Below are 20,730 nucleotides of genomic sequence, written 5' to 3'. Positions count from 1 at the left end.
GGCCGACGGCACGGGGGGTGCTATGGCCGCGCTGCGAACCGTTCCAGCAGGTCCACGTGGCCGGAGACAATGAGCATGTCCCGCGCGGAAACCTTGGTCTCCGGCCGGGCGTAGGTGAAATCCTCGCCCGGGGATTTCACGCCCACGATCGTGACGCCGTACTTCGAGCGCACTTTCGATTCGTCGAGGGTGAAGCCCACGGTCTCGCGCGGCGGGTACATCTTAACGATCGCGAAGTCGTCGTCGAACTCGATGAAGTCCAGCATCCGGCCGGAGACGAGGTGCGCGGCACGGACCCCTGCGTCGGCCTCCGGATAGATCACGTGGTTGGCGCCGATGCGGGTCAGGATCTTGCCGTGCGAGGGCGTGATCGCCTTCACCCAGAGGTGCTCGATGCCGAGGTCCACGAGGTTGACCGTGATCAGCACCGATGACTCGATGGAGGTGCCCACGCCCACGACGGCGGAGCTGAACTCCTGCGCGCCGAGCTGGCGGAGGGCGTCAATGTTGGTCGCGTCGGCCTCCACCACGTGGGTCAGCACGCTGGCCCACTTCTGCACGAGGTTCCGATCGCGTTCGATGGCCAGCACCTCGCGGCCCTGCTTCACTAGCTGCTCTGCGGTGGACGCGCCGAAGCGGCCCAGCCCGATGACCAGCACGGGCGCATTGTGGGCGGGACGGTTGACGGCGCCTGAGGAACTAGCCAATGATCGGTCTCTCTTCCGGGTAGTGGTACAACTGGCTGCGCTGGCGCAGGGCCAGCCCAGCGGCGAGGGTGACGGTGCCGACGCGGCCGGCAAACATCAGGACGGTGAGGACATAGACGCCGGCCGGGGGCAGTTCGGCGCTCAGGTTGGTGCTCAGGCCCACGGTGGCGAACGCGGAAATCGTTTCGAACAGCACCCGGTCCAGCGACGCGCCGCTGATCTGCAGCAGCAGCAGGGCCGAGACCGCCACCAGGGTGGCACCGGCGACGATGACCGAGATGGCCACCCGCATGGTGCCCTCCGGGATGGTGCGGCCGTAGATCTTCACATCCGCGTCGCCGCGGGCCTCGGCGATGATGGCCAGGAACATCACCGCGATGGTGGTCACCTTGATGCCGCCGGCGGTCGACGCCGAGCCGCCGCCGGCAAACATCAGCGCGTCGGTCAGCAGCATGGTGGTGGAGTCCATCTGGTTCTGGTCCACCAGGTTGAAGCCGCCCGAGCGGGTCATCACGGAGGCGAAGAGCGAGTGCGTGAGCTTGTCGCCCAGGCTCATGCCGCCGATGGTGCGCATGTTTTCCCACTCCATCAGCCCCCAGAGCACGGTGCCCGCGGCCAGCAGGATCAGCGAGACCTGGATGGTCAGCTTGGTGTGCAGGTTCCATTTCTTCCAGTTCAGGCCGTTCTGCTGCAGCACCATGACGACCGGGAAGCCTAGGCTGCCGAGGAAGACGCCGATCATGAGCGGAATCAGGATCCACAGGTCGGTTTCGTACGGCACGATGCCGTCCGAATGCGGCGTGAAGCCCGCGTTGTTGAACGCGGAAATGGAGTAGAAGACGCCGTGCCAGACCGACTGGCCGACGCTTTCGCCCAGCGCCAGGAACCTCGGAATCAGGGCCGCGGCCAAGGCTGCCTCAATGACCACGGACGTGACGATGACGATCCGCAGCAGGGTGCCCACCTCGCCCAGGCGGCCCGCGTTGTTCATGGCCTCCTGGGCGATGAGCTTGCCGCGGACACCGAGTTTCTTGCTGACCATCAGTGCCAGCAGCGACGCCAGGGTCAGGGTACCGAGGCCGCCGACGAAGATGCCGACCAGGATCACGAGCTGGCCGAAGAAGGACCAGTGCACGGCCGTGGAAACAACGGTCAGCCCGGTCACGCACACGGCGGACACAGCGGTGAAGAGGGCTTGGTGCAAGGGCGTCGGCTGCCCCGCGGCCGAGGATACCGGCAGGGAGAGCAGGGTGGTGAAGATCAGGACGACCACGACGAAGGCGGACACGGCCAGGCGGGCCGGGGAGGTGTTGGCGATGTCGTCGACGAAGTCGCGCAACCGGGTGAAGATCCACAGGCCCTCGCGCTCCGGCTGGCCGGGGTGCCAGCTGGCCGGGCTCGGTGACCTCGACTGGCTTTGCGTCATGTGCGGCTTGTCCTCGGTTGAAACGGCGTCCTTCAGTAGTAAACCACTATATTCCGCGCAAGGACGGGGATCGGGGCGGTGCGCTCCGGTAGCCTGTGATTGATGACCTTCCTGCCCGGACTCGCCCAGACCGCCCTGCCGACGACGGTGGTGTGGGACTCTGCCATGACGGCCTACAACTTCGGCCACAGCCACCCGATGGCGCCGGAACGGATGGAACTCACCGCACGGCTGGCCCGCAGCCTGGGACTGTTGGACCTGGACCACGTCAGCGTGGCGGCCCCCTCGGTGGCTACCGACGAGGAATTGGAAGCCGTGCACAGCGCGGAATATGTCGCCGCCGTCCGCCGCGTCAGTGCCGACCCGGACACCCCGGACCTGGAACGCGGCCTCGGCACCGAAGACGACCCGGCCTTCGCCGGCATGCACGAGGCCAGTGCGCGGCTGGCTGGCGGCTCCCTGCTGGCGGCCGCCGCCATCCTGGACGGCAGCGCGGTCCGGGCCGTGAACTTCGGCGGCGGCATGCACCACGCCTCCCGCGAGCGGGCCAGCGGCTTCTGCATCTACAACGACGCCGCCCTGGCCATCCAGCGGCTGCTCGACGGCGGCGTGCAACGGGTGGTGTATGTCGACGTCGACGCGCACCACGGCGACGGAACGCAGAGCATCTTCTGGGACGATCCGAGGGTGCTGACGATCTCGCTGCACGAGACCGGGCTGACGCTGTTCCCGGGCACCGGCTTCGCCAACGAGATCGGCGGCCCGAACGCCCAGGGCAGCGCCGTGAACGTGGCGCTCCCGGCCGGGACCGGGGATGCCGGCTGGTTGCGGGCCTTCCACGCGATCGTTCCGCAGCTGGTGGGAGCCTTTGAGCCGGAGGTCATCGTCAGCCAGCATGGCTGTGACTCGCACCGCCTGGATCCGCTGACGCACCTGAACATCAGCGTGGACGGTCAGCGGGAGGCCGCCACGGCGATCGGCAACCTCGCGGCCCGCTACTGCGAGAACCGCTGGATCTCCACCGGCGGCGGGGGCTACAACGTGATCACGGTGGTCCCGCGCTCCTGGAGCCACCTGATCGCGATCGCCGCCGGGCGCCCGGTCCCGCTGCGGACCGCCGTCCCCGAGGACTGGCGGCACTATGTGCAGGAAAAGTACGGCGCCAAGTACGGTGTCGAACCGCCTACGGTGATGGGCGACGACGTCGATCTCTGGTGGCGTTCCTGGGAGGTCGGGTTCGACCCCAACGACGAGGTGGACCGCACCGTGATGGCCACCCGCAAGGAAGTTTTCCCGCTCTACGGACTGGATCCCTGGTTCGACTAGGCGGCGGTTCCGGACTGCCGGGCCAAGCCCGCGCAGGCGCCCGTAATTAGTGGATGCCATCTGGCGTATATGTCGCTAGGGTGGAGGGCATGGTGACAGACGACGTATTTGCCGTCATTGCTGAGGCAACCCGGCGTGACATTCTGGTGTCCCTCCGCAACGGGGACAAAGCGGTGGGGGAGCTGGTCCAGGAGCTCGAGGCGAGCCAGCCCACCATTTCCAAACACCTCAAGGTCCTGCGCGAAGCAGACCTGGTCAGCATGCGCGCCCAGGGCCAGAAACGCTATTACGCCCTTAACCCCAAGCCGCTGGCCGGCGTCGCCAGTTGGCTGGAGACGTTCGACGTCGGCCGTGCCGCCGCCGCCGAGCCCTCGACGCCGGCCGCCACCCCGGCACCCGGCCCGGACAGCCTTGCCGCCGCCGTCACCACCCCGCCGACCGCACCGGAACCGGCCGCATCGGCGTTGGCCGAACGCCCCGCGGGCAGCGCGCTCAGCCCCGCCGTCGCCATCCCCGTCGGCACCGCCGGGGAGGACAAACGGCCGCAGCAGATCGGCCGGACGGTGGGCCGCGCCGCCACCCGCGCCGCGGACCTGCTGGCCAACCTGCCGAAATTCGGCCGCAGGAAGTAACCCGCCCCCCACTGCCCTCTCGCGGAACCGTGGGCTACCGGGCGAGGAGCCGGACGTGGTCCGGGGTGAGCTCGGAGATCCGGCTGACGCCCAGCAGCGCCATGGTGCGGCGCATGTCCGTCTCCAGGATCTGGATGGCCCTGTCCACCCCGGCCCGGCCGCCGGCCATCAGACCGTAAAGGTAGGCGCGGCCGATCAGGGTGAAGTCCGCACCCAGCGCCAGTGCCGCGATGATGTCCGCGCCGCTCATGATGCCCGTGTCCAGGATGACCGCAGCGTCGCTGTTGTCCGCCTTGAGCGCCGCGGAGACCTCCGGGAGCAGGTGGAACGGGATGGGGGCCCGGTCCAGCTGGCGGCCGCCGTGGTTGGAGAGCACGATGCCGTCCGCGCCGTGGTCCACCACCTTGCGCGCGTCGTCGACGGTCTGGATGCCCTTGACCACGAGCTTGCCCTTCCACGTTTCGCGCAGCCAGTCAAGGTCCGCGAAGGTCAGGGTGGGATCGAACATGGAGTTGATCAGGTCCGCCACGGTGCCGGTGTAGCGCGACAGCGAGGCGAAGGTCAGCGGCTCGTGCGTGAGGAAGTTGAACCACCACGCCGGCCGGTAGGAAGCGTCCAGCACGGTCTTCAGCGTCAGCGCCGGCGGGATGGTCATGCCGTTGCGGACATCGCGGAGGCGGGCGCCCGCGACGGCGGTATCCACCGTCACCATGAGCGTGTCGTTGCCTGCCCTGGCGGCGCGTTCGATCAGCTCCAGCGAACGGTCCCGGTCCGTCCAGAGATACAGCTGGAACCAGTTGCGGCCGTCCGGGGCCGCGGCGGCAACGTCCTCGATCGACGCGGTGCCCATGGTGGAGAGCGTGTACGGAATGCCGGCGGCCGCGGCGGCCCGGGAGCCGGCGTACTCGCCCTCGGACTGCATCATCCGGGTGAAGCCGGTGGGCGCGATGCCGAACGGCAGCCGGGCGGCCTTGCCCAGGATCTCGGTGCCGAGGTCCACGCTGGAGACGTCGCGCAGGATGCCGGGACGGAATTCGATGTCCAGAAAGGCCTGGCGGGCCCGGCGCAGGGTGATCTCGGCCTCGGCCGCCCCGTCCGTGTAGTCGAACGGCGCCTTCGGGGTGCGCCGCTTGGCCATCTCCCGCAGGTCCCAGATGGTGCTGGCCCGGCGCAGCCTCGCCTCGCGGCCGAAGTCCGGCTTCTTGAACTGCATCAGCGGTGCGAGGTCCGCGTACTTCGGCACCCGGCGCTTGAGGGCGGCAGGCAGTCCGCCGCCGCGGGGCGCCGGGCCCCCAACGCCGGCGGGCGTCCCGCCGGTGTGATGGTCGGTAGCGGTGTCCTCCGGCGTCGTCGGGGCCTCGGGGTTGCCGATGATTGGGGGTTGCGTCATTGCTGCCTCCGGTGCGTCTCGTCACAGTCTGTGGTCCAACCACACTCTAGGGGACGCCGTCGGAATATTACGGCGCCGCTTTGCCCTTCGGCGGTTGACGGGGCTATGGTCGGTGGCATGACTAACCGTTGGTATGCGTATTTTTCGTTGGCTCTGGAGGGGCCCGCGTCTAACTGACACGCATCCAACACACCTTCAGAGCCAACAGGGCAGAGATCATTCTCTGCCCTTCGCCATTTCTCCGGCGGGTTCTGATCAGGGCCCGCTCCGCACCTGGAACAGGACCCCAACATGAGCATCGAAGCAGCCCCTGACAGCCAGCAGACCACGTCCAACCTGCGCATCAGCCAATTCACCGCGCTGCCCACCCCGCAGGAGATGATCGCGGAACTCCCGCTGGACGCCCGGGGCTCCGACGTCGTCGGCCGCGGCCGGGACGAAGTGCGCGCGATCATGGACGGCGTCGACGACCGGCTCCTGGTGATCGTGGGCCCGTGCTCCATCCACGATCCCAAGGCCGGACTGGAATACGCCCGCCGGCTGGTCAGCCAGGCCGAGAAGCACCGCGAAGACCTGCTGATTGTCATGCGCACCTACTTCGAGAAGCCGCGCACCACGGTCGGCTGGAAGGGCCTAATCAACGATCCGCGGCTGGACGGCAGCCACGACATTGCCGCGGGCCTGCGCGCCGCACGCCAGTTCCTGCGCCAGGTCACCGCGCTGGGACTGCCCACCGCCACGGAATTCCTCGAGCCCATCAGCCCGCAGTACATGGCGGACCTCGTCGCCTGGGGTGCCATCGGGGCGCGCACCACGGAAAGCCAGATCCACCGCCAGCTGGCATCCGGGCTTTCCATGCCGATCGGCTTCAAGAACGGGACCGACGGCGGCCTGCAGGTGGCGCTTGACGCCTGCAGTGCCGCGGGTGCCGCCCAGGCCTTCCTGGGGATCGACGGCGACGGAAGGGCCGCGCTGGTCAGCACCGCCGGAAACCCCGACACCCACGTCATCCTGCGCGGCGGCAGCGACGGCCCGAACTTCTCCGCCGCCGACGTCGAAGCCGCCTCCGCCCGGCTCGCCGCCAAGCAGCTGAACCCGCGGCTGATCGTGGACGCGAGCCACGCCAACAGCGGCAAGAACCACCACCGGCAGGCCGAGGTCGCGCTGGAGATCGGTGCCCAGCTCGAGGACGGCGGGGCCTCCGCGTCCGCGATCGCCGGCGTCATGCTGGAGAGCTTCCTGGTGGGCGGGGCGCAGTCCCTTGACGTTGCCGAACACGCCGCGGGAACCGACCAGCTGCTGTACGGCCAGAGTGTCACGGATGCCTGCATGGATTGGGACGTGACGGCGGCGCTGCTCGGCCAGCTGGCGGCGTCGGCACGCACCCGGCGGGTCCGGGGCTGAGTGCGGGGACCCAGGAGGGGCCAAGTGGGACAATCCTGCGGAAATCCTTCGCAGAATCCTGCGGAAACCTTTCACATTGGCACCATGAACCCCTAGAGTATCTAGCACATGGTTGTTTGATGGCTCAGCATCGGCACACCGCCATGTCGTTCAGACGGGGCAGCCGTTCGCTTGAGCAAAAGGAATAGGGAAATGTCTTCGGAGGCCAACTTCTCCAACGCGCGCTTTCTCACCGTGGCCGAGGTCGCGGATGTAATGCGGGTATCAAAGATGACCGTGTATCGCCTGGTGCACTCCGGCGAAATGCCGGCGGTGCGCTTTGGCCGCTCCTACCGGGTTCCGGAAAACGCCGTCGAACAGTATCTCAAGGGTGCTGTTGTCGACGGACGTACTGAGTCGGCCTGAGTCTTCTGCTGTCGCACAGGGCCACGGCAGACCCCCTCGCGGGGCCTGCGGTCGTGGTGTGCCCCGGATAGGCGGTACCCTGTTAAGGAACGTTTTACGTCATTGTAAGAACCTGTCAGTTGTTCAGTCTGCTTGCTTAGCCCGCGGACCCTTCCCAACGGGCAGGTACTGCATCTAGCCGGTAAGGAACTTTCGTGGGTTCAGTTATTAAGAAGCGTCGCAAGCGTATGGCCAAGAAGAAGCACCGCAAGCTGCTTCGCAAGACGCGCCACCAGCGTCGCAACAAGAAGTAGAGATACTTCGAACAGCGTCAATGCCCGTTGCCTTCACGGCGGCGGGCATTTTCTTTTCGGCAAAGCGCGCCGGATTCGGGAAAACGCGGCGGTTCCGGACAGGGGCACCCGGGTCCGGGGTGCGCCCGTCCGAACGCGTAGCCGAAAGCCGGCCGGGCCCCGGGAAGCGCCTAGGCCGCGGGGCCCCGGAAGCGGGAGAAGCCCCGCCAGAGACCGTAGATGGCCCCGCCGACGGTCGCGGCCTTCAGGCCCAGGGTCGCGGCGCGGCGGCCGGACCGGAAGTCGTAGACCGGCCAGTTGTGTTCGCGGGCGTGGCGGCGCAGCCGGGCGTCGGGGTTGATGGCCACCGGGTGCCCGACCATGCTGAGCAGCGGAATGTCATTGTGGGAGTCGCTGTAGGCCCAGCAGCGGTTCAGGTCCAGGCCCTCCGCCTCGGCAATGCCGCGGACTGCGACGGCCTTGGCCGGGCCGTGCAGGATCTCGCCCACCAGCCGTCCGGTGTAGGAGCCGTCGCGGATCTCGCCGACGGTGCCGAGGGCGCCGGTGAGGCCCAGCCGGGTGGAAATGACGGTGGCCACCTCGATCGGCGTCGCCGTGACCAGCCAGACCCGGCGGCCCACCCGCAGGTGCTGTTCGGCCAGGGCCTTGGTGCCGGGCCAGATCCGGGACTCGATCATCTCGTCGTAGACTTCCTCGCCGAGAGCTTCGATGTCCTGCACGGTGAAGCCCGAGGCGAGGCTCAGGGCGGTGTCGCGGACGGCGTGGACGTCGTCGATGTTTTCGCCGCGGAACACGAACATCAGCTGCTTCCAGGCGAACCCCGCCGCCTGGGGAATGGTGAACGCCCCGCGCTGATGCATTTTGCGGGCCACGTGGAAGAGACTGGCGCCCCGCATGAGGGTGTTGTCAACGTCGAAGAAGGCGGCTTCGCCGTGCTGCGGTGACGCAACAGGCCGCGTGGCCACAGCGACGATCTTCTCCTCGGGCATGCCACGAGTCTAGTCAATGCCGGAGGATCCCACGCGCAGAATGGGCCCCCGCACCGGCCGCCCGGTTGGAACACCGGGTCGCGTCGACGCCGGACCGGGCGCCGGGCTACCGTGGAACCATGGCCAAACCCGCGCCCCTTCCCGATGTCGTACTCATCACCAAAGCTGACTGCCACCTGTGCGCGGACGCCCGCGACGCCGTCGGCCGGGTCACCGCTGCGCTGGGACTCGGCTGGTCCGAGCGGTCCATCGACGACGACGACGCCCTGCGCGAGCGCTACGCCGAGGAGATCCCGGTGCTGCTGGTGGACGGGGTCCAGCGGGATTTCTGGCGGATCGACGAGGTTCGGCTGGCCCGAACCCTGCGCCGCGCCCTCGGCCAGTCAGCCTGACTGCACCCCGGGCAGGCGGCTGCGGGGCCGCGGGCTGCTGCTTTGTGGCCCGAACTACAGGGGCTCTAGAGTGGAGTCACAACGCGACGCAATGGAGCAGATAGTGACTTCGCTGGATTCCTCACCCGACGCCCTGCCTGGGGGAGCCGGACCTGCCGCCAAGCAGATCCCGCCCGCGGCCGTGGCACGGCTGACGCTCTATCTGCGCGCCTTGACCACCCTGCTGGCTGAAGGGGTGGACCGGGTTTCCTCCGAATCGCTCGCTGAGGCTTCGGGCGTCAGTTCCTCCACCCTCCGCAAGGACCTCTCCTATGTGGGCTCCTATGGAACGCGGGGGGTCGGCTATGAGGTGCAGTACCTGAACCGGCACATTGCCGCGGCCCTGGGCCTAACCCACGACTGGAAAGTTGCGATCGTCGGCGCCGGCAACCTCGGCAAAGCCCTCGCCCGGTATGGCGGCTTCGAGTCCCGGGGCTTTGACATCGTGGCGATTTTCGACGCCGACCAGATGGTGGTGGGCAGCGAGGTGGGCTGGCTGCGGGTGAGCGACGCCGCGGATCTGGAAGCCGTGCTGCGCCGCACCGGGACCAACATGGTGGTTCTGGCGCTGCCCGCGGCCGTGGCGCAGAGCGTGTGCGACCGGGTAGTGGCCGCGGGCGTGCGCAGCATCCTGAGCTTCGCCCCCGTCATGCTGCAGGTCCCGCCGGGGGTCAATCTCCGCAAGGTGGACATGGCCACCGAACTGCAGATTCTCGCCTACCACGCACAAAGGGCGCAGGACCCGGAAGACGCCGACTGACTTCAGTCGGCCCATCCGGTTCCCGCGCCCTCTGCAGGGGCCCTGGGTTAGCGGCCGTAGGGGTTCTGCGCGTACGGGTTGGAGAACGGCTGCTGCTTCTGGAAGTAGGGGGAAACCGTCGGCAGGTACAGGATCACAATGCCGGCCACGCCCATCAGGATCACGATGATCTGCAGCACGCCGGAGACGACGCCGAAGGCGAACACGCCGCCGAACAGGCCAAACAGCGACAGGGCGGCAAAGACCGTTCCCAGGATGCGGGCCCAATTCTTGCCCTTGCGGACCGGGAATGCGACCAGCGCGTGAAGCCCGAAGGAGATGAGGCCGCCAATGATGCCGCTGATGGGGACGATTGCCCGCACCGCATTGAGTTCGTCCGCAGAGAGCCTTCTGCCCTGCTGGGCGCCGGCCTGCTGCATGGCGGTCTCAAAGTAGTCCGCCCCGGTAAAGGACACAACCAGGCTGCTGATGAGGGACAGGATGCCCGCACCGATGATGAGCCAGAAGGCGAGGTCGAGCTGCGGCGGCCTGGTCCCGGCGCCACCGGTGGGAAGCTCCGACGGATACTGCGCGTAGGGGGATTGGCCGTAGGGGCTCTGGCCGAACTGGCCCGGGGCCTGACCGTAGGCCGGCGGCTGCTGGCCATAGCCGGGAGCCTGCTGTCCGTACTGGGGAGCCTGCTGGCCGTACTGGGGAGCCTGCTGCCCGTACTGTGGGGCGTTCTGGCCATACTGGGGAGCCTGCTGGCCGTACTGGGGTGCCTGCGGGGCGTTCTGCCCGCACTGCGGAGCCGGCGGCTGCTGTCCGTACTGGGGAGCGTTCTGGCCGTACTGCGGAGTCTGCTTGCCCGACTCGGGTCCGTCCGGGCTGGAAGGCTCGACTGGCGGGTTACTCATGGCGGTCCTTGCATTTCGATGACGGGATGGGCTACCGGGACCAGTGTCTTCACCCTGCCCCCAGCATGGTTTAGCTACACCGTACCCCGCGCTTGCGGCGGTTTGGGTCATTCCGCAGAAGTATTCTGAGGGGCATTTTTGGACTCGCCGGCACGGAGCAATCCGCGTTTTTCGGACACGAAGCCGCCAAGGAGCAGCCTGGTGCAGAGGGAGGTCAGGAACGGCCCTTGAACGCGTCGAACCAGGCCTGCGACTTCGGCAGCCACATCAGCACGGTCGCCACCAGGCTGATGACGAAGCCGGGCCAGCTTCCGCCTCCCGCGACGCCGATGCTGGCCAGGGCGAGCACCAGGCTGACGCCGGCGGCGATGGTGAGGGCGAACCTGGCCCATTCCCAGCCCTCCTTCATCTTCATCGCCAGCGTGACCTGTGCCGCGGCCAAGGCGACCGCCACCAGCACCAGCAGTAGCAGCAGGATGCCCGCCGGCGGCGAGACCACAAAGAGGACCAGGGTGCCGAAGAGCCCGATCACGCCTGCGAGCAGGCCCAGCAACCCGCCAATCACCCAGACCCAGTAGGAGATCTTCAGCTCCGTGGGCATGGCCGGGAGGTTGAGGATCCCGGAGTAACCGCCCAGGGGGAGTGTGTCCCGGAAGTTCCGCGGCCGGTCGGCCGGCCACTCGATCCGTAGCCTGCCGAACCGCCTGGGCTGACCCGGTCCGACCGGCGGAACGCTGCCCGGTTCCGGCGGATTGGCGCCTGGCTGATCGGGCTCGGGGACGTCGCCGGTATTGCTCATGGATTTCACTTTAGACCGCGGAACTGGTGGTTCCTAGCCGACTCCGGAGCGGGAGCGGAGGCTGCCCGGCGCCTTCGTAGAACGCGCCGAAGTCAGCCCCGGCAGCGGCCCCGATTAAAGCAAACACCCCGCGCCATCCGGGGATGGCGCGGGGTGTTTGAAGAGGGCGGCGCGTGGACGGGCCCTGTGCGCCACTCGGGGCGGCGTGGACTACGCTGCGGGGGCGATGAAGGCCAGTTCGAGGTTGATGGCAACCTTGTCGCTGACCAGCACACCGCCAGCCTCGAGGACGGCGTTCCAGGTCAGGCCGAAGTCCTTGCGGCTGATCGTGGTCTCGGCGGTCAGGCCGGCGCGGGTGTTGCCGAACGGGTCAACGGCCACGCCGTTGAGCTCGGTTTCCAGCGCTACGGGACGGGTGACACCCTTGATCGTCAGGTCGCCCTGGAGCTCGTAGGCGTCGCCCTTGGGGACGATGGCGTTGGAGACGAAGGAGATCTCCGGGAACTTCTCGACGTCGAAGAAGTCTTCGCCGCGGACGTGGCCGTCGCGGTTGACGTCGCCGGAGTCGAAGCTCGCGGTCTTGATGGTGGCGTTCACCTTGGAGTCGGCGACGTTCTCGGCGAGGTCCAGGGTTGCGTCGGCTTCCTTGAACTGGCCGCGGACCTTGCTGATGCCCGCGTGGCGGACGGTGAAGCCGATTTCGCTGTGCGAGGAGTCGAGGGTCCAGGTGCCGGTGGTGAGGTTGGCGGGAAGTGCCATGGTGGTTCTCCTTGAGTCGGGTGGGTCGTGCGGAAGTTCATCTGGTCGTCGGTCGCCACTTCTTTGGTTGAAGTCTCAACTAACTGCTTCACCCAGTATAAACATGCATTTGCATCTTTTATTCCGCCGCCGGGGAACATTTCCGAAAAAGTTTCAGTTCTACCTCTCGTAGAAGATTTCGTCATTGCCCCTGCCCTTTGAGAAACTGGTACACATGCCCCAAGCCACTGTTCACTTGCTCCGCCACGGCGAGGTCCACAATCCCGAAGGCGTCCTGTACGGCAGGCTGCCCGAGTTCCACCTCTCCGAACTGGGTCAGCAGATGGCCCGGATGCTTGCCGAGCACTTTAGTGAACGCGCCGCGCAGGGGGCGAGGATCGTGCACCTCGCGGCCTCCCCGCTGACCCGTGCGCAGGAAACGGCGCAGCCGATCTCCCAGGCCCTCGGCCTTGAAATCGCCACCGAGGAGCGGATCATCGAGGCCGCGAACTACTTCCAGGGGCTGCAGGTGTCCAAGGGCGAAATCTTCAAGCCGAAGCACTGGCCGATGCTGCGCAACCCGCTCCGGCCGTCCTGGGGCGAGCCGTACAAGGAGCAGGCTGCGCGGGTGACCGCGGCGGTGCAGGACGCACGCCTGCGGGCCATCGAGCTCGGCGGCGACGGCGCCGAGGCGATCCTGGTGAGCCACCAGCTGCCCATCTGGGCCACCCGGCTCAGCGCCGAGGGCAGGCCGTTGTGGCACGACCCGCGCAAGCGCGAATGCACGCTCACCTCCGTGACCTCCCTCATGTTCGACGACGGCGGAACGCTGCTGCGCGTCGAGTACAGCGAGCCCGCTGCCGCCCTCCTGCCCGGTGCCTCCCGCACCCCGGGGGCCTGAGCATGTTCGAAAACGACTCGCGGCTGTCCCGGCGCAGCGTCCTCACGGCCGGCGGCGCGGCCCTGGCCGTCGTCCTGGGCCTGACCGGCTGCGCCCAGGAGGACGACCTCGCCAAGCAGGCCAAGGCGGGGGACAACAAGAACTACGTTGCCGGCGACGGCTCGGTGACCGAATTCGCCGCTGCTGACCGGAAAAAACCGGTGGAGATCAAAGGGACCCTGTTCGACGGCACCGAAGTCACGGCGTCGCAGTTCCAGGGCAAGGTGACGGTGCTCAACTTCTGGTTCGCCGCCTGCGCCCCGTGCCGGGTGGAGGCGCCGTCGCTGGAGGCCCTGCACCAGGAGTTCAAGAGCCAGGGCGTTCAGTTCTTCGGCGTCAACCTGAGGGACGAAAAACCGACGGCCGAAGCGTTCGACAAGACCTTCAACCTGACGTACCCGAGCTTCAACGACAAGGACGGCGCGGTTCTGCTGGCCGTCTCCGGGCTGGTTCCGCCCGGCGCGGTCCCGACCACGCTGGTGCTCGACAAGCAGGGCCGCGTCGCCTCCCGGGTGCTCGGCGAAATCCAGAAGGGCACCCTCAAGTCCCTCATCGCCGCCGCCGTGGCCGAGTAAGGCCGGCGCCGTGAACAGCCCCTTCGCCGAAGCCATCCTGAACGGTTCGCTGTTGCTCGCCATCCCGGTGGCGCTGCTGGCCGGACTCGTATCCTTCCTCTCGCCCTGCGTGCTGCCGTTGGTGCCTGGATACCTTGGCTACGTGACGGGCCTGACCGGCGTCGACCTGCAGAAGCAGAAGCGGGGCCGGATGCTGGCCGGGATCGGGTTGTTCGTCCTGGGCTTCTCGGTGATCTTCGTGCTCCTCGGCGGGGCCTTCGGCCAGCTGGGCACACTGATCACCGGCTCGCAGAACGCCTGGATTACGCAGCTGCTCGGGGTTCTGGTAATCGTGATGGGCGTGGTGTTCATGGGCGGCTTCTCCTGGCTGCAGCGCGACGCGAAGATCCACGCCAAGCCGCCGGCCGGGCTTTGGGGTGCGCCGCTGCTGGGCATCACCTTCGGCCTCGGCTGGGCCCCGTGCATCGGCCCGACCTATTCGGCTGTGCAGCTGCTGAGCCTTTCCGGCGGATCGTCGGCCGCGAAGGGCGCCCTGCTGGCCTTCGTGTATAGCCTTGGGCTGGGCATCCCGTTCCTGCTGATCGCCCTGGCCGTCCGCCGCGGCATCGGGGTGCTCTCCTTCTTCCGCAAACACCGGCTCGCCATCCAGCGCACCGGCGGCGGGATCCTGATTGTGCTGGGCGTGCTGATGGCCAGCGGGGTGTGGGGAGCCTGGGTGTCCGGGCTGCAGTACTGGTTCCAAACCGATGTGAAATTGCCGATCTGATGAGCGAGCGAGTGAACGTAGAGAAGAAATCCCCGTCCCCCGGCACGCCCGAGACCGGCACCAATTCCGCCCAGGCGGGTGTCTCCGCCGCGAAGGCAGGCGCTGTCCTGCCCTCGCTGGGGCCGGTGGGCATGCTCCGCTGGGCGTGGACGCAGCTGACCAGCATGCGCACCGCGCTGTTCCTGCTGCTGCTGCTCGCCGTGGCCGCGGTGCCCGGATCGCTCTTCCCGCAGCGGCCCGCTAACCCTGCGGTGGTCACCCAGTACATCAAGGACCACCCGGACTACGGCAAGATCCTGGACTCCCTGCAGCTCTACGATGTCTACTCCTCGGCGTGGTTCTCCGCGATCTACATCCTGCTGTTCATCTCGCTGATCGGCTGCGTGGTGCCCCGCGCCATCGTGCACTACAAGGCCATGCGTTCCCAGCCGCCGCGCACCCCGGCGCGGCTCTCCCGGCTGCCCGAGTACGGCACCCTGGTGGTCCCCGCCGACGCCGGAATCCCGGCGTCGCGCGCCATTGACGACGCCGCCGCGCTGCTGAAGAAGCGCGGCTACCGCGTCGATGTGCGGGACCGCGACGGCGACCGGCCCTCGCTCGGCGCGGAACGCGGCTTCCTCCGGGAGGTCGGCAACCTCGTCTTCCACACCGCCCTGATCGGTGTCCTGGTATCCGTCGCGGCCGGCGGCCTGTTCGGCTACAGCGGCCAACGGATCCTGGTCGAGGGGGACACCTTCGTGAACACCCTGGTGGGCTACGACCAGTTCACCCCGGGCACCAATTTCCAGAGCAGCCAGCTGGAGCCTTACTCCATCCAGCTGGACAAGTTTCACATCACCTTTGACCGCGAATCGAAGGGCAAGTTCGGCCAGCCCATCGACTTCAAGGCGGACGTCACCACCAAGGAGAACCCGGGCGCGCCGGCCAAGCAGGAGGTGCTGAAGGTCAACGACCCGCTCAGCCTGGGCGGTACCAGCATCTATCTGACCGGCAACGGCTACGCCCCGGTGGTCACGGTGCGGGACGGCGCCGGCAACATCGCCATGCAGGGCCCGGTGGTGGCCAAGCTGCAGGGCGATAACTACTACTCCTCCGTGGTCATCAAGGTCCCCGATGCCAAGCCGGAGCAGCTCGCCTTCGCGGGCTTCTTCCTGCCCACCGCATTCATCACGAAGGAAGGCGTTTCCTTCAGCGGCGATCCTGAACTGTTCAACCCGCAGCTGACGCTGAACTCGTACTACGGCGACCTCGGCCTGGACAGCGGCTCGCCGCAGAACGTGTTCGAGCTCGATGTGAAGAAACTGACGCCGCTCAACGCCCGCAACCTGCCCACCAAGGGCATCGTGCTGACCCCCGGAACCACCCACACCCTGCCCAACGGCAAGGGCACCATCAGCTTCGACGGCGTGAAGCGCTACGTCGGCGTGGACATCCACCACAACCCGGGCCAGGGCTACGCCTTGTTCTTCGCGCTGCTCGCCGTCGCGGGCCTGGTCACCTCGCTGTACGTCAACCGCCGCCGCGTCTGGGTCCGCACCGGCACCCACGAGGACGGCCGCACCATGGTGGAGTACGGCCTCCTGGCCCGCGGCGAGGACCACCGCCTGGCCGGGGAAGCCGCCGCCATCCGGGCCCTGCTGTCGGCCGCCTGGCCGCTCGATGACAGGCCGGCGGACGATTCCGGGGCGGATTCCCAGCCTGTTCCCAGCGCGACAGCGGATAATGACCGGGCGGACACCGGCGCACGCGCCGACGCCGGCACGCAGGCCTCCACGGACCAACCCGCAGCAGACTTCATCCAGTCCACAGCAGGCTCGCCTGAGTCAAAGAAGGATCAGTAATGTTCCCCATCAACGAAACCATGGGCCAGTACAGCGAGCTCTTCATGCTGCTCGCAGCCGGCACCTACACCGTGGCCTTCATCGCCTTCGCCTGGGACCTGGCCAAGAGCAGCAAGACCCTGCGTGCGGTGGACCTGAAGGCGGCGGAACTGTCCGGCGCCGAGACGGCCCGTGTCCCGGTGGGTGCCGGCGTCGGAGGTTCCTCCGTAGCCGTGGACCGCGCAGACTCCGAGGTCAGCGGCCCCGTCGGGCGTGCCGAGCGCCCGACGTCGTCGGTCTCGGGCAGCCAGGCAAACGGAGCCGGCGTAACCGCCGACGGCGGCATGCGCTACGGTGCCGAGCGCCGGGTTCCGGCCCGGGTCGCCGTCGCCCTCGCCGTGCTGGGCGCCGCCATCCACGCGGCCGGCGTCATCACCCGCGCGATCGGCGCGGGCCGGGTGCCGTGGGGCAACATGTACGAGTTCCTGACCACCGGCGCGTTCGTGGCGGTGGCGGTCTTCCTGCTGGTGCTGATCCGCCGCGACCTGCGCTTCCTCGGCACCTTCGTGATCGGCCTGGCCATCATCATGCTGGTCGCGGCCTCGATCGCGTTCTGGACGCCCGTGGGGCACCTCGTGCCGGCGCTGCAGAGCTACTGGCTGATCATCCACGTCTCCATCGCCGTGCTGTCCTCGGCCCTGTTCACCCTGACGTTCGCGATGTCCGCGCTGCAGCTGGTCCAGTCGCACCGGCAGAAGACCATTGCCGCCGGAGGGGCCGACAAGCTGGGCTTCATGCGCCTGGTCCCCAACGCCCTGAGCCTGGAGAACCTTTCCTACCGGATCAACGCGATCGCCTTCGTCGGCTGGACGTTCACGCTGATGTTCGGCGCCATCTGGGCCGAGAAGGCCTGGGGCCGCTTCTGGGGCTGGGACACCAAGGAAGTCTGGACCTTCGTGATCTGGGTGGTTTACGCCGGCTACCTGCACGCCCGCGCCACCCGCGGCTGGACCGGGACCCGCGCGGCCTGGCTCTCGATCGTCGGCTACCTGTGCGTGGTCTTCAACTTCACCATCGTGAACCAGTTCTTCAACGGCCTGCACTCCTACTCGGGGCTGTAGGGCGCCGGGAGTTCGTCGATTCGCCATCAATGGCCGCTAAGCCACCCCGCTTAGCGGCCATTCCTGTCAGATGGGCGCGGGGTGGGTGCGGGCGGGTTCGCGGCTGTTTCGGACCACCGCAGCCCGCATCCGCGCGCACCTTCTACATTTCCGCTACGGTTTCGGTCTGGCGCGATCCGGATCCGCGTAGCGCTGGTCCGAATCCGTAGCGGAAAGGAAGTCGAGGCGCGGGGGAGGAGGGCCGGGGAATCCGACGGACGGGCCTACTTGACCTCGTCGGTGCCCTGCGTGGGGTCGCCGCTGCCGTGGGCTTCGCCGGATTCCGTGCCGGGGGCGTCTCCGGTGCCGTTGCCAAGCTCGCGCTCCTTGGCGTCCAGCTCGTCCTTCAGCTTCTTGAGCCGGTCCGCCTCCGCTTGGTTGCGGCGGCGCAGCTCCAGGTTGCGGAGGAAGTCGGGATCGTCGTCCGGGGCGGTGGGGTGGCGGTACGTGGCCGGGGCGGCCGCGGCCTCGCCGCGGGGCCGGCCGATGAGGAACCAGAGGATTGCGCCGACCACCGGGAGGACGATCTGCACCACGATCCAGGCCGGCTTGGAAATGCCCTTGGTCAGACGTGCGTCAGTCCGGATGAGGTCGATCAGTCCGTAGACAAAGACGACCAGTACAAGGATTGGTACCACGACACGGAGCATAGCTTCAGTTTAGCCTCCGCGCGAGCTTCCGGCGCCGGGCAGCCGCCGGGCACCCCACCGGCCGGAGCCGGTCAGCCACTCGTGTGCCCCAACGCAGCGGCAGGCGGGCCGCCGGGTTCCTGCCCTGGCCGGGACGGCTAAACTGGAAGCGTGGCTTTCCTGAAATACTCCCTGATCCGTCTGGCGCTGTTTGTGCCGTTGTTCGCCCTGTTTGTCTATTTGCAGCTTGGCTGGCTGCTGGCCGCGCTCTGCGCCGGGATGATGGCCTTCGCCATCAGCTTCCTGTTCTTCCAGAAGCAGCGCGATGCGGCCACCGCTTCGATCCACCAGCGTTTCTCCGGCAAAGCCAAGCCGCTGCGCAGTGCCGGGGAGGTCGACGACGCCGACGCCGAAGACCGCCTGGTGGATGAACACCCGGACGTGACCGTGCGCACCGACAGCCGGCCCAAGGACTCCTAGAGCCCGCCAGCACACGCTGGAACCAGCCGGAACCAGTCGGAACCAGCCGGAACCAGCCCTAGAAGCCGCGGCTCAATACCAGGCCGAGCGAGAACAGCACGGCGTAGCCAAGATTGATCAACCCGGTCTGCTTCAGCACCGGGATCAGGCTCTTGCGGCGCCGGCCCGCGATCATCAGCCAGGACGGCATCAGGATGGCCGGGATGAGCAGCAGCACGATCAGCATCCACGGCCGCCCGGGCGCAAGCACAATCACCAGCAGGATCGCCACGGCGAGCATCAGCACGTAGCTTTCCCGGGCGTGCTTGTCGCCCAGCCGGACAGCCAGCGTCTTCTTCCCGGCCACGCGGTCGGTGGGAATGTCCCGGACATTGTTCGCCATGAGCAGGGCGCAGGCGATGAGGCCCGTGCCGATCGCACCGATGATGGCCGCGAGGCTGAGCTGGCCGGCCTGGGTGTAGGTGGTGCCCAGCGTGGCCACCAGCCCGAAGAACACAAACACGAACAGGTCGCCCAGGCCGAGGTAGCCGTAGGGGTTCTTGCCCCCGGTGTAGCCCCACGCGGCAAGTACGCAGCCCACCCCCACCAGGATCAGCCACCAGGCCTGCGTGATGATGACCAGGATCAGTCCGAACAGCATCGCCAGGCCGAACGCCGCGAACGCTGCCCGCTTGACGTGCTCCGGCTTCGCCACCCCGGAACCCACGAGCCGGAGCGGGCCCACCCGGTCCTCATCGGTGCCGCGGATGCCGTCGGAGTAGTCGTTGGCGAAGTTCACGCCGACCTGGAGCAACAGGGCCACCATGGCGGCCAGCAGGGCGTTGACGGGCCGGAACGCGTTCATCTCGTAGGCGGCTGCAGTCCCGATCAGGACCGGCGCGATTGCAGCCGGCAGGGTGCGCAGACGGGCGCCTTGGATCCATTGTGCGGCTGTGGCCACGTTCAGTACCTCGTTGGTTTGGGTGTTGATCTGGTGGAAAAGGTTGCTTGAAGCTTTTCTATTTTCCCTGATGGCGGGTGTCCAGCCGAACGGTCATGCCCAGCCGGTCCGGTTTTCCGTTCGGAAGCATCAGCAGTTCCGCGGCGGTGAGCACTGTTTTAGGGACCAGGGCCCCCGCCAGCGCCCCCGCGCCGCCGGCGGTGAAACGCGCCGTGAAGGCCTCGGCTGCCTCCGGCGAGTCGTCCGCCAGCACCACATAGGCCGCCAGCGCCTGGCCCCACTCGGCGGACGGGACACCCGCCACGAACGCCGCCCGCACGCCGTCGAGCTTCTCCAGTTCCGCCTGCACATGCGCGGCGGACACCTTGACGCCGCCGGTGATGACGACGTCGTCGGCCCGGCCCAGCACGGTCAGCGCGCCGTCCGCCGACAGCGCGCCGAGGTCGTTGGTGCGGTACCAGCGGATCCCGTTCTCCTCGACAAACGCCGAGGCCGTGAGCTCCGGCTCGTCGAGGTAGCCGGCCGCAATGGTGGCGCCGCCCAGCAGGATCCGGCCGTCCGCCGCGAGCTTCAGCTCGACGCCGTCCAGCGGCACGCCGTCGTACACGCAGCCGCCGCAGGTCTCGGCGGAACCGTAGGTTGTCACCACCCGGACGCCGGCCTCCCGGGCCGCGGCGAGCAGCTCCGCCGAGGCGGGGGCGCCTCCAAGCAGTACCGCGTTGAAGCGCCGGAGCACGGCCAGCGTCTCGGCCGAGGGCCCCTCCAGCAACCGCTGCAGCTGTGTGGGAACCAGGGAGGTGAAACGGATCTTCTCCGTAAGCTCAAGGGCTGCGGTGGTGAAGGCCTCCGGGGTGAACCCGCCGGAGAGGTCCATCGCCCAGGGCCGGGTGCCGGCGAAGAGCGACCGGACCAGCACCTGAACGCCGGCCACGAACTGCACCGGGAGCGCCAGCAGCCACTGGCCTTCGCCCTTGAGCGCCATCGCCGTTGCCATCGAGGAAGCCGCCAGGGCGTCCACGGTCAGCACCGTGGCCTTGGGCACCCCGGTGGAGCCGGAGGTCCGCACCACGACGGCGGCATCCTCGAAACCGGGGGTTTCCACCAGCCCGACGACGGGGGAGCCGTCCGGGCCGGCGGAAAGCTCGACGGCGGGACCCTCCCCGCGGAGGGCAGCTGCGAGGGCAGCGAGGGCGGGTTCGATGTTCACCGCGCCTGTTGTCATAG

The 20,730-nt window shown here is 67.9% G+C and carries 23 protein-coding genes; 13 read left to right on the top strand and 10 right to left on the bottom strand.

Annotated features, from left to right (window positions below; translation table 11 throughout):
- Positions 1 to 20: 20 nt before the first annotated feature.
- On the bottom strand, positions 21 to 659 hold the full coding sequence (locus HNO80_RS03630) for a potassium channel family protein (protein ID WP_175321539.1): 639 nt from the start codon (positions 657 to 659) through the stop codon (positions 21 to 23).
- 40 nt (positions 660 to 699) lie between these two features.
- Positions 700 to 2,133 (bottom strand): TrkH family potassium uptake protein, encoded by a 1,434-nt coding sequence (locus HNO80_RS03625; protein ID WP_175321465.1) that lies wholly within the window; start codon positions 2,131 to 2,133, stop codon positions 700 to 702.
- Positions 2,134 to 2,235: 102 nt separating this feature from the next.
- Here HNO80_RS03625 and HNO80_RS03620 point away from each other — a divergent pair, with 102 nt between their 5' ends.
- Together HNO80_RS03620 and HNO80_RS03615 are read left to right on the top strand one after the other, a co-directional pair.
- On the top strand, positions 2,236 to 3,459 hold the full coding sequence (locus HNO80_RS03620) for an acetoin utilization protein AcuC (protein ID WP_175321464.1): 1,224 nt from the start codon (positions 2,236 to 2,238) through the stop codon (positions 3,457 to 3,459).
- Positions 3,460 to 3,548: 89 nt separating this feature from the next.
- On the top strand, positions 3,549 to 4,091 hold the full coding sequence (locus HNO80_RS03615) for an ArsR/SmtB family transcription factor (RefSeq protein ID WP_175321463.1): 543 nt from the start codon (positions 3,549 to 3,551) through the stop codon (positions 4,089 to 4,091).
- Between the two features lie 34 nt (positions 4,092 to 4,125).
- Here the strand turns inward: HNO80_RS03615 and HNO80_RS03610 are convergent, their stop codons facing one another.
- Entirely contained in the window at positions 4,126 to 5,481 is a 1,356-nt protein-coding gene (locus tag HNO80_RS03610) for an alpha-hydroxy acid oxidase (protein ID WP_283810439.1), read from the bottom strand.
- A 291-nt stretch (positions 5,482 to 5,772) separates the two neighbouring features.
- Between HNO80_RS03610 and HNO80_RS03605 the strand changes: the two genes are divergently transcribed.
- The 3 genes from HNO80_RS03605 to HNO80_RS03595 all read left to right on the top strand — a co-directional run bounded on the left by HNO80_RS03605 (position 5,773) and on the right by HNO80_RS03595 (position 7,583).
- Entirely contained in the window at positions 5,773 to 6,885 is a 1,113-nt protein-coding gene (locus HNO80_RS03605; RefSeq protein ID WP_175321462.1) for a 3-deoxy-7-phosphoheptulonate synthase, read from the top strand.
- A gap of 192 nt (positions 6,886 to 7,077) precedes the next feature.
- On the top strand, positions 7,078 to 7,290 hold the full coding sequence (locus HNO80_RS03600; protein WP_175321461.1) for a helix-turn-helix domain-containing protein: 213 nt from the start codon (positions 7,078 to 7,080) through the stop codon (positions 7,288 to 7,290).
- A gap of 194 nt (positions 7,291 to 7,484) precedes the next feature.
- Entirely contained in the window at positions 7,485 to 7,583 is a 99-nt protein-coding gene (locus HNO80_RS03595; RefSeq protein WP_003792170.1) for a 30S ribosomal protein bS22, read from the top strand.
- Between the two features lie 170 nt (positions 7,584 to 7,753).
- Here the strand turns inward: HNO80_RS03595 and HNO80_RS03590 are convergent, their stop codons facing one another.
- Positions 7,754 to 8,572: an HAD family hydrolase gene (locus tag HNO80_RS03590; RefSeq protein WP_175321460.1), complete on the bottom strand. Its 819-nt coding sequence runs from the start codon at positions 8,570 to 8,572 to the stop codon at positions 7,754 to 7,756.
- Positions 8,573 to 8,691: 119 nt separating this feature from the next.
- Here HNO80_RS03590 and HNO80_RS03585 point away from each other — a divergent pair, with 119 nt between their 5' ends.
- Both HNO80_RS03585 and HNO80_RS03580 read left to right on the top strand, forming a co-directional pair.
- Positions 8,692 to 8,964: a glutaredoxin family protein gene (locus HNO80_RS03585; RefSeq protein ID WP_175321459.1), complete on the top strand. Its 273-nt coding sequence runs from the start codon at positions 8,692 to 8,694 to the stop codon at positions 8,962 to 8,964.
- Between the two features lie 103 nt (positions 8,965 to 9,067).
- A complete protein-coding gene (locus HNO80_RS03580) occupies positions 9,068 to 9,763 on the top strand; it encodes a redox-sensing transcriptional repressor Rex (protein WP_175321458.1) in 696 nt (231 codons plus the stop codon).
- Between the two features lie 47 nt (positions 9,764 to 9,810).
- Here HNO80_RS03580 and HNO80_RS03575 read toward each other — a convergent pair whose 3' ends face one another.
- The 3 genes from HNO80_RS03575 to HNO80_RS03565 all read right to left on the bottom strand — a co-directional run bounded on the left by HNO80_RS03575 (position 9,811) and on the right by HNO80_RS03565 (position 12,217).
- Entirely contained in the window at positions 9,811 to 10,659 is an 849-nt protein-coding gene (locus HNO80_RS03575; protein ID WP_175321457.1) for a GtrA domain-containing protein, read from the bottom strand.
- A gap of 214 nt (positions 10,660 to 10,873) precedes the next feature.
- On the bottom strand, positions 10,874 to 11,458 hold the full coding sequence (locus HNO80_RS03570) for a hypothetical protein (protein WP_175321456.1): 585 nt from the start codon (positions 11,456 to 11,458) through the stop codon (positions 10,874 to 10,876).
- Positions 11,459 to 11,668: 210 nt separating this feature from the next.
- Positions 11,669 to 12,217 carry a YceI family protein gene (locus tag HNO80_RS03565; RefSeq protein WP_175321455.1) on the bottom strand — a complete coding sequence of 183 codons (549 nt, stop codon included), beginning with the start codon at positions 12,215 to 12,217 and terminating at the stop codon, positions 11,669 to 11,671.
- Between the two features lie 214 nt (positions 12,218 to 12,431).
- On the opposite strand from HNO80_RS03565, the gene HNO80_RS03560 reads away from it, so the two are divergent.
- From HNO80_RS03560 to ccsB, 5 genes are read left to right on the top strand one after another with little or no spacing between them, the layout of a single operon-like run.
- Positions 12,432 to 13,097 carry a histidine phosphatase family protein gene (locus HNO80_RS03560; RefSeq protein ID WP_175321454.1) on the top strand — a complete coding sequence of 222 codons (666 nt, stop codon included), beginning with the start codon at positions 12,432 to 12,434 and terminating at the stop codon, positions 13,095 to 13,097.
- Between the two features lie 2 nt (positions 13,098 to 13,099).
- Positions 13,100 to 13,711, top strand: a complete 612-nt coding sequence (locus HNO80_RS03555; RefSeq protein ID WP_175321453.1) for a TlpA family protein disulfide reductase — start codon at positions 13,100 to 13,102, stop codon at positions 13,709 to 13,711.
- A 10-nt stretch (positions 13,712 to 13,721) separates the two neighbouring features.
- The gene (locus HNO80_RS03550) at positions 13,722 to 14,477 is read left to right on the top strand and encodes a cytochrome c biogenesis CcdA family protein (protein ID WP_175321452.1); all 756 of its coding nucleotides are present in this window, start codon (positions 13,722 to 13,724) and stop codon (positions 14,475 to 14,477) included.
- A complete protein-coding gene (locus tag HNO80_RS03545; RefSeq protein ID WP_175321451.1) occupies positions 14,477 to 16,318 on the top strand; it encodes a cytochrome c biogenesis ResB family protein in 1,842 nt (613 codons plus the stop codon). The genes HNO80_RS03550 and HNO80_RS03545 overlap by 1 nt, the downstream gene beginning before the upstream one ends.
- On the top strand, positions 16,318 to 17,418 hold the full coding sequence (gene ccsB, locus HNO80_RS03540; RefSeq protein ID WP_175321450.1) for a c-type cytochrome biogenesis protein CcsB: 1,101 nt from the start codon (positions 16,318 to 16,320) through the stop codon (positions 17,416 to 17,418). Before HNO80_RS03545 ends, ccsB begins: the two co-directional genes overlap by 1 nt.
- Before the next feature lie 263 nt (positions 17,419 to 17,681).
- Here the strand turns inward: ccsB and HNO80_RS03535 are convergent, their stop codons facing one another.
- Positions 17,682 to 18,107, bottom strand: a complete 426-nt coding sequence (locus HNO80_RS03535; protein WP_175321449.1) for a PLD nuclease N-terminal domain-containing protein — start codon at positions 18,105 to 18,107, stop codon at positions 17,682 to 17,684.
- A gap of 150 nt (positions 18,108 to 18,257) precedes the next feature.
- On the opposite strand from HNO80_RS03535, the gene HNO80_RS03530 reads away from it, so the two are divergent.
- Positions 18,258 to 18,566, top strand: a complete 309-nt coding sequence (locus HNO80_RS03530; RefSeq protein WP_175321448.1) for a DUF4229 domain-containing protein — start codon at positions 18,258 to 18,260, stop codon at positions 18,564 to 18,566.
- A 58-nt stretch (positions 18,567 to 18,624) separates the two neighbouring features.
- On the opposite strand, the gene HNO80_RS03525 is transcribed toward HNO80_RS03530, so the two are convergent.
- The gene (locus HNO80_RS03525; protein ID WP_175321447.1) at positions 18,625 to 19,506 is read right to left on the bottom strand and encodes a 1,4-dihydroxy-2-naphthoate polyprenyltransferase; all 882 of its coding nucleotides are present in this window, start codon (positions 19,504 to 19,506) and stop codon (positions 18,625 to 18,627) included.
- Positions 19,507 to 19,564: 58 nt separating this feature from the next.
- Entirely contained in the window at positions 19,565 to 20,728 is a 1,164-nt protein-coding gene (locus HNO80_RS03520; RefSeq protein ID WP_175321446.1) for an AMP-binding protein, read from the bottom strand.
- Between the last annotated feature and the right edge of the window lie 2 nt (positions 20,729 to 20,730).

Source organism: Arthrobacter sp. C9C5 (assembly GCF_013359735.1).
GTDB lineage: Bacteria > Actinomycetota > Actinomycetes > Actinomycetales > Micrococcaceae > Arthrobacter.
This window is presented reverse-complemented; position numbering and strand designations above follow the sequence as displayed.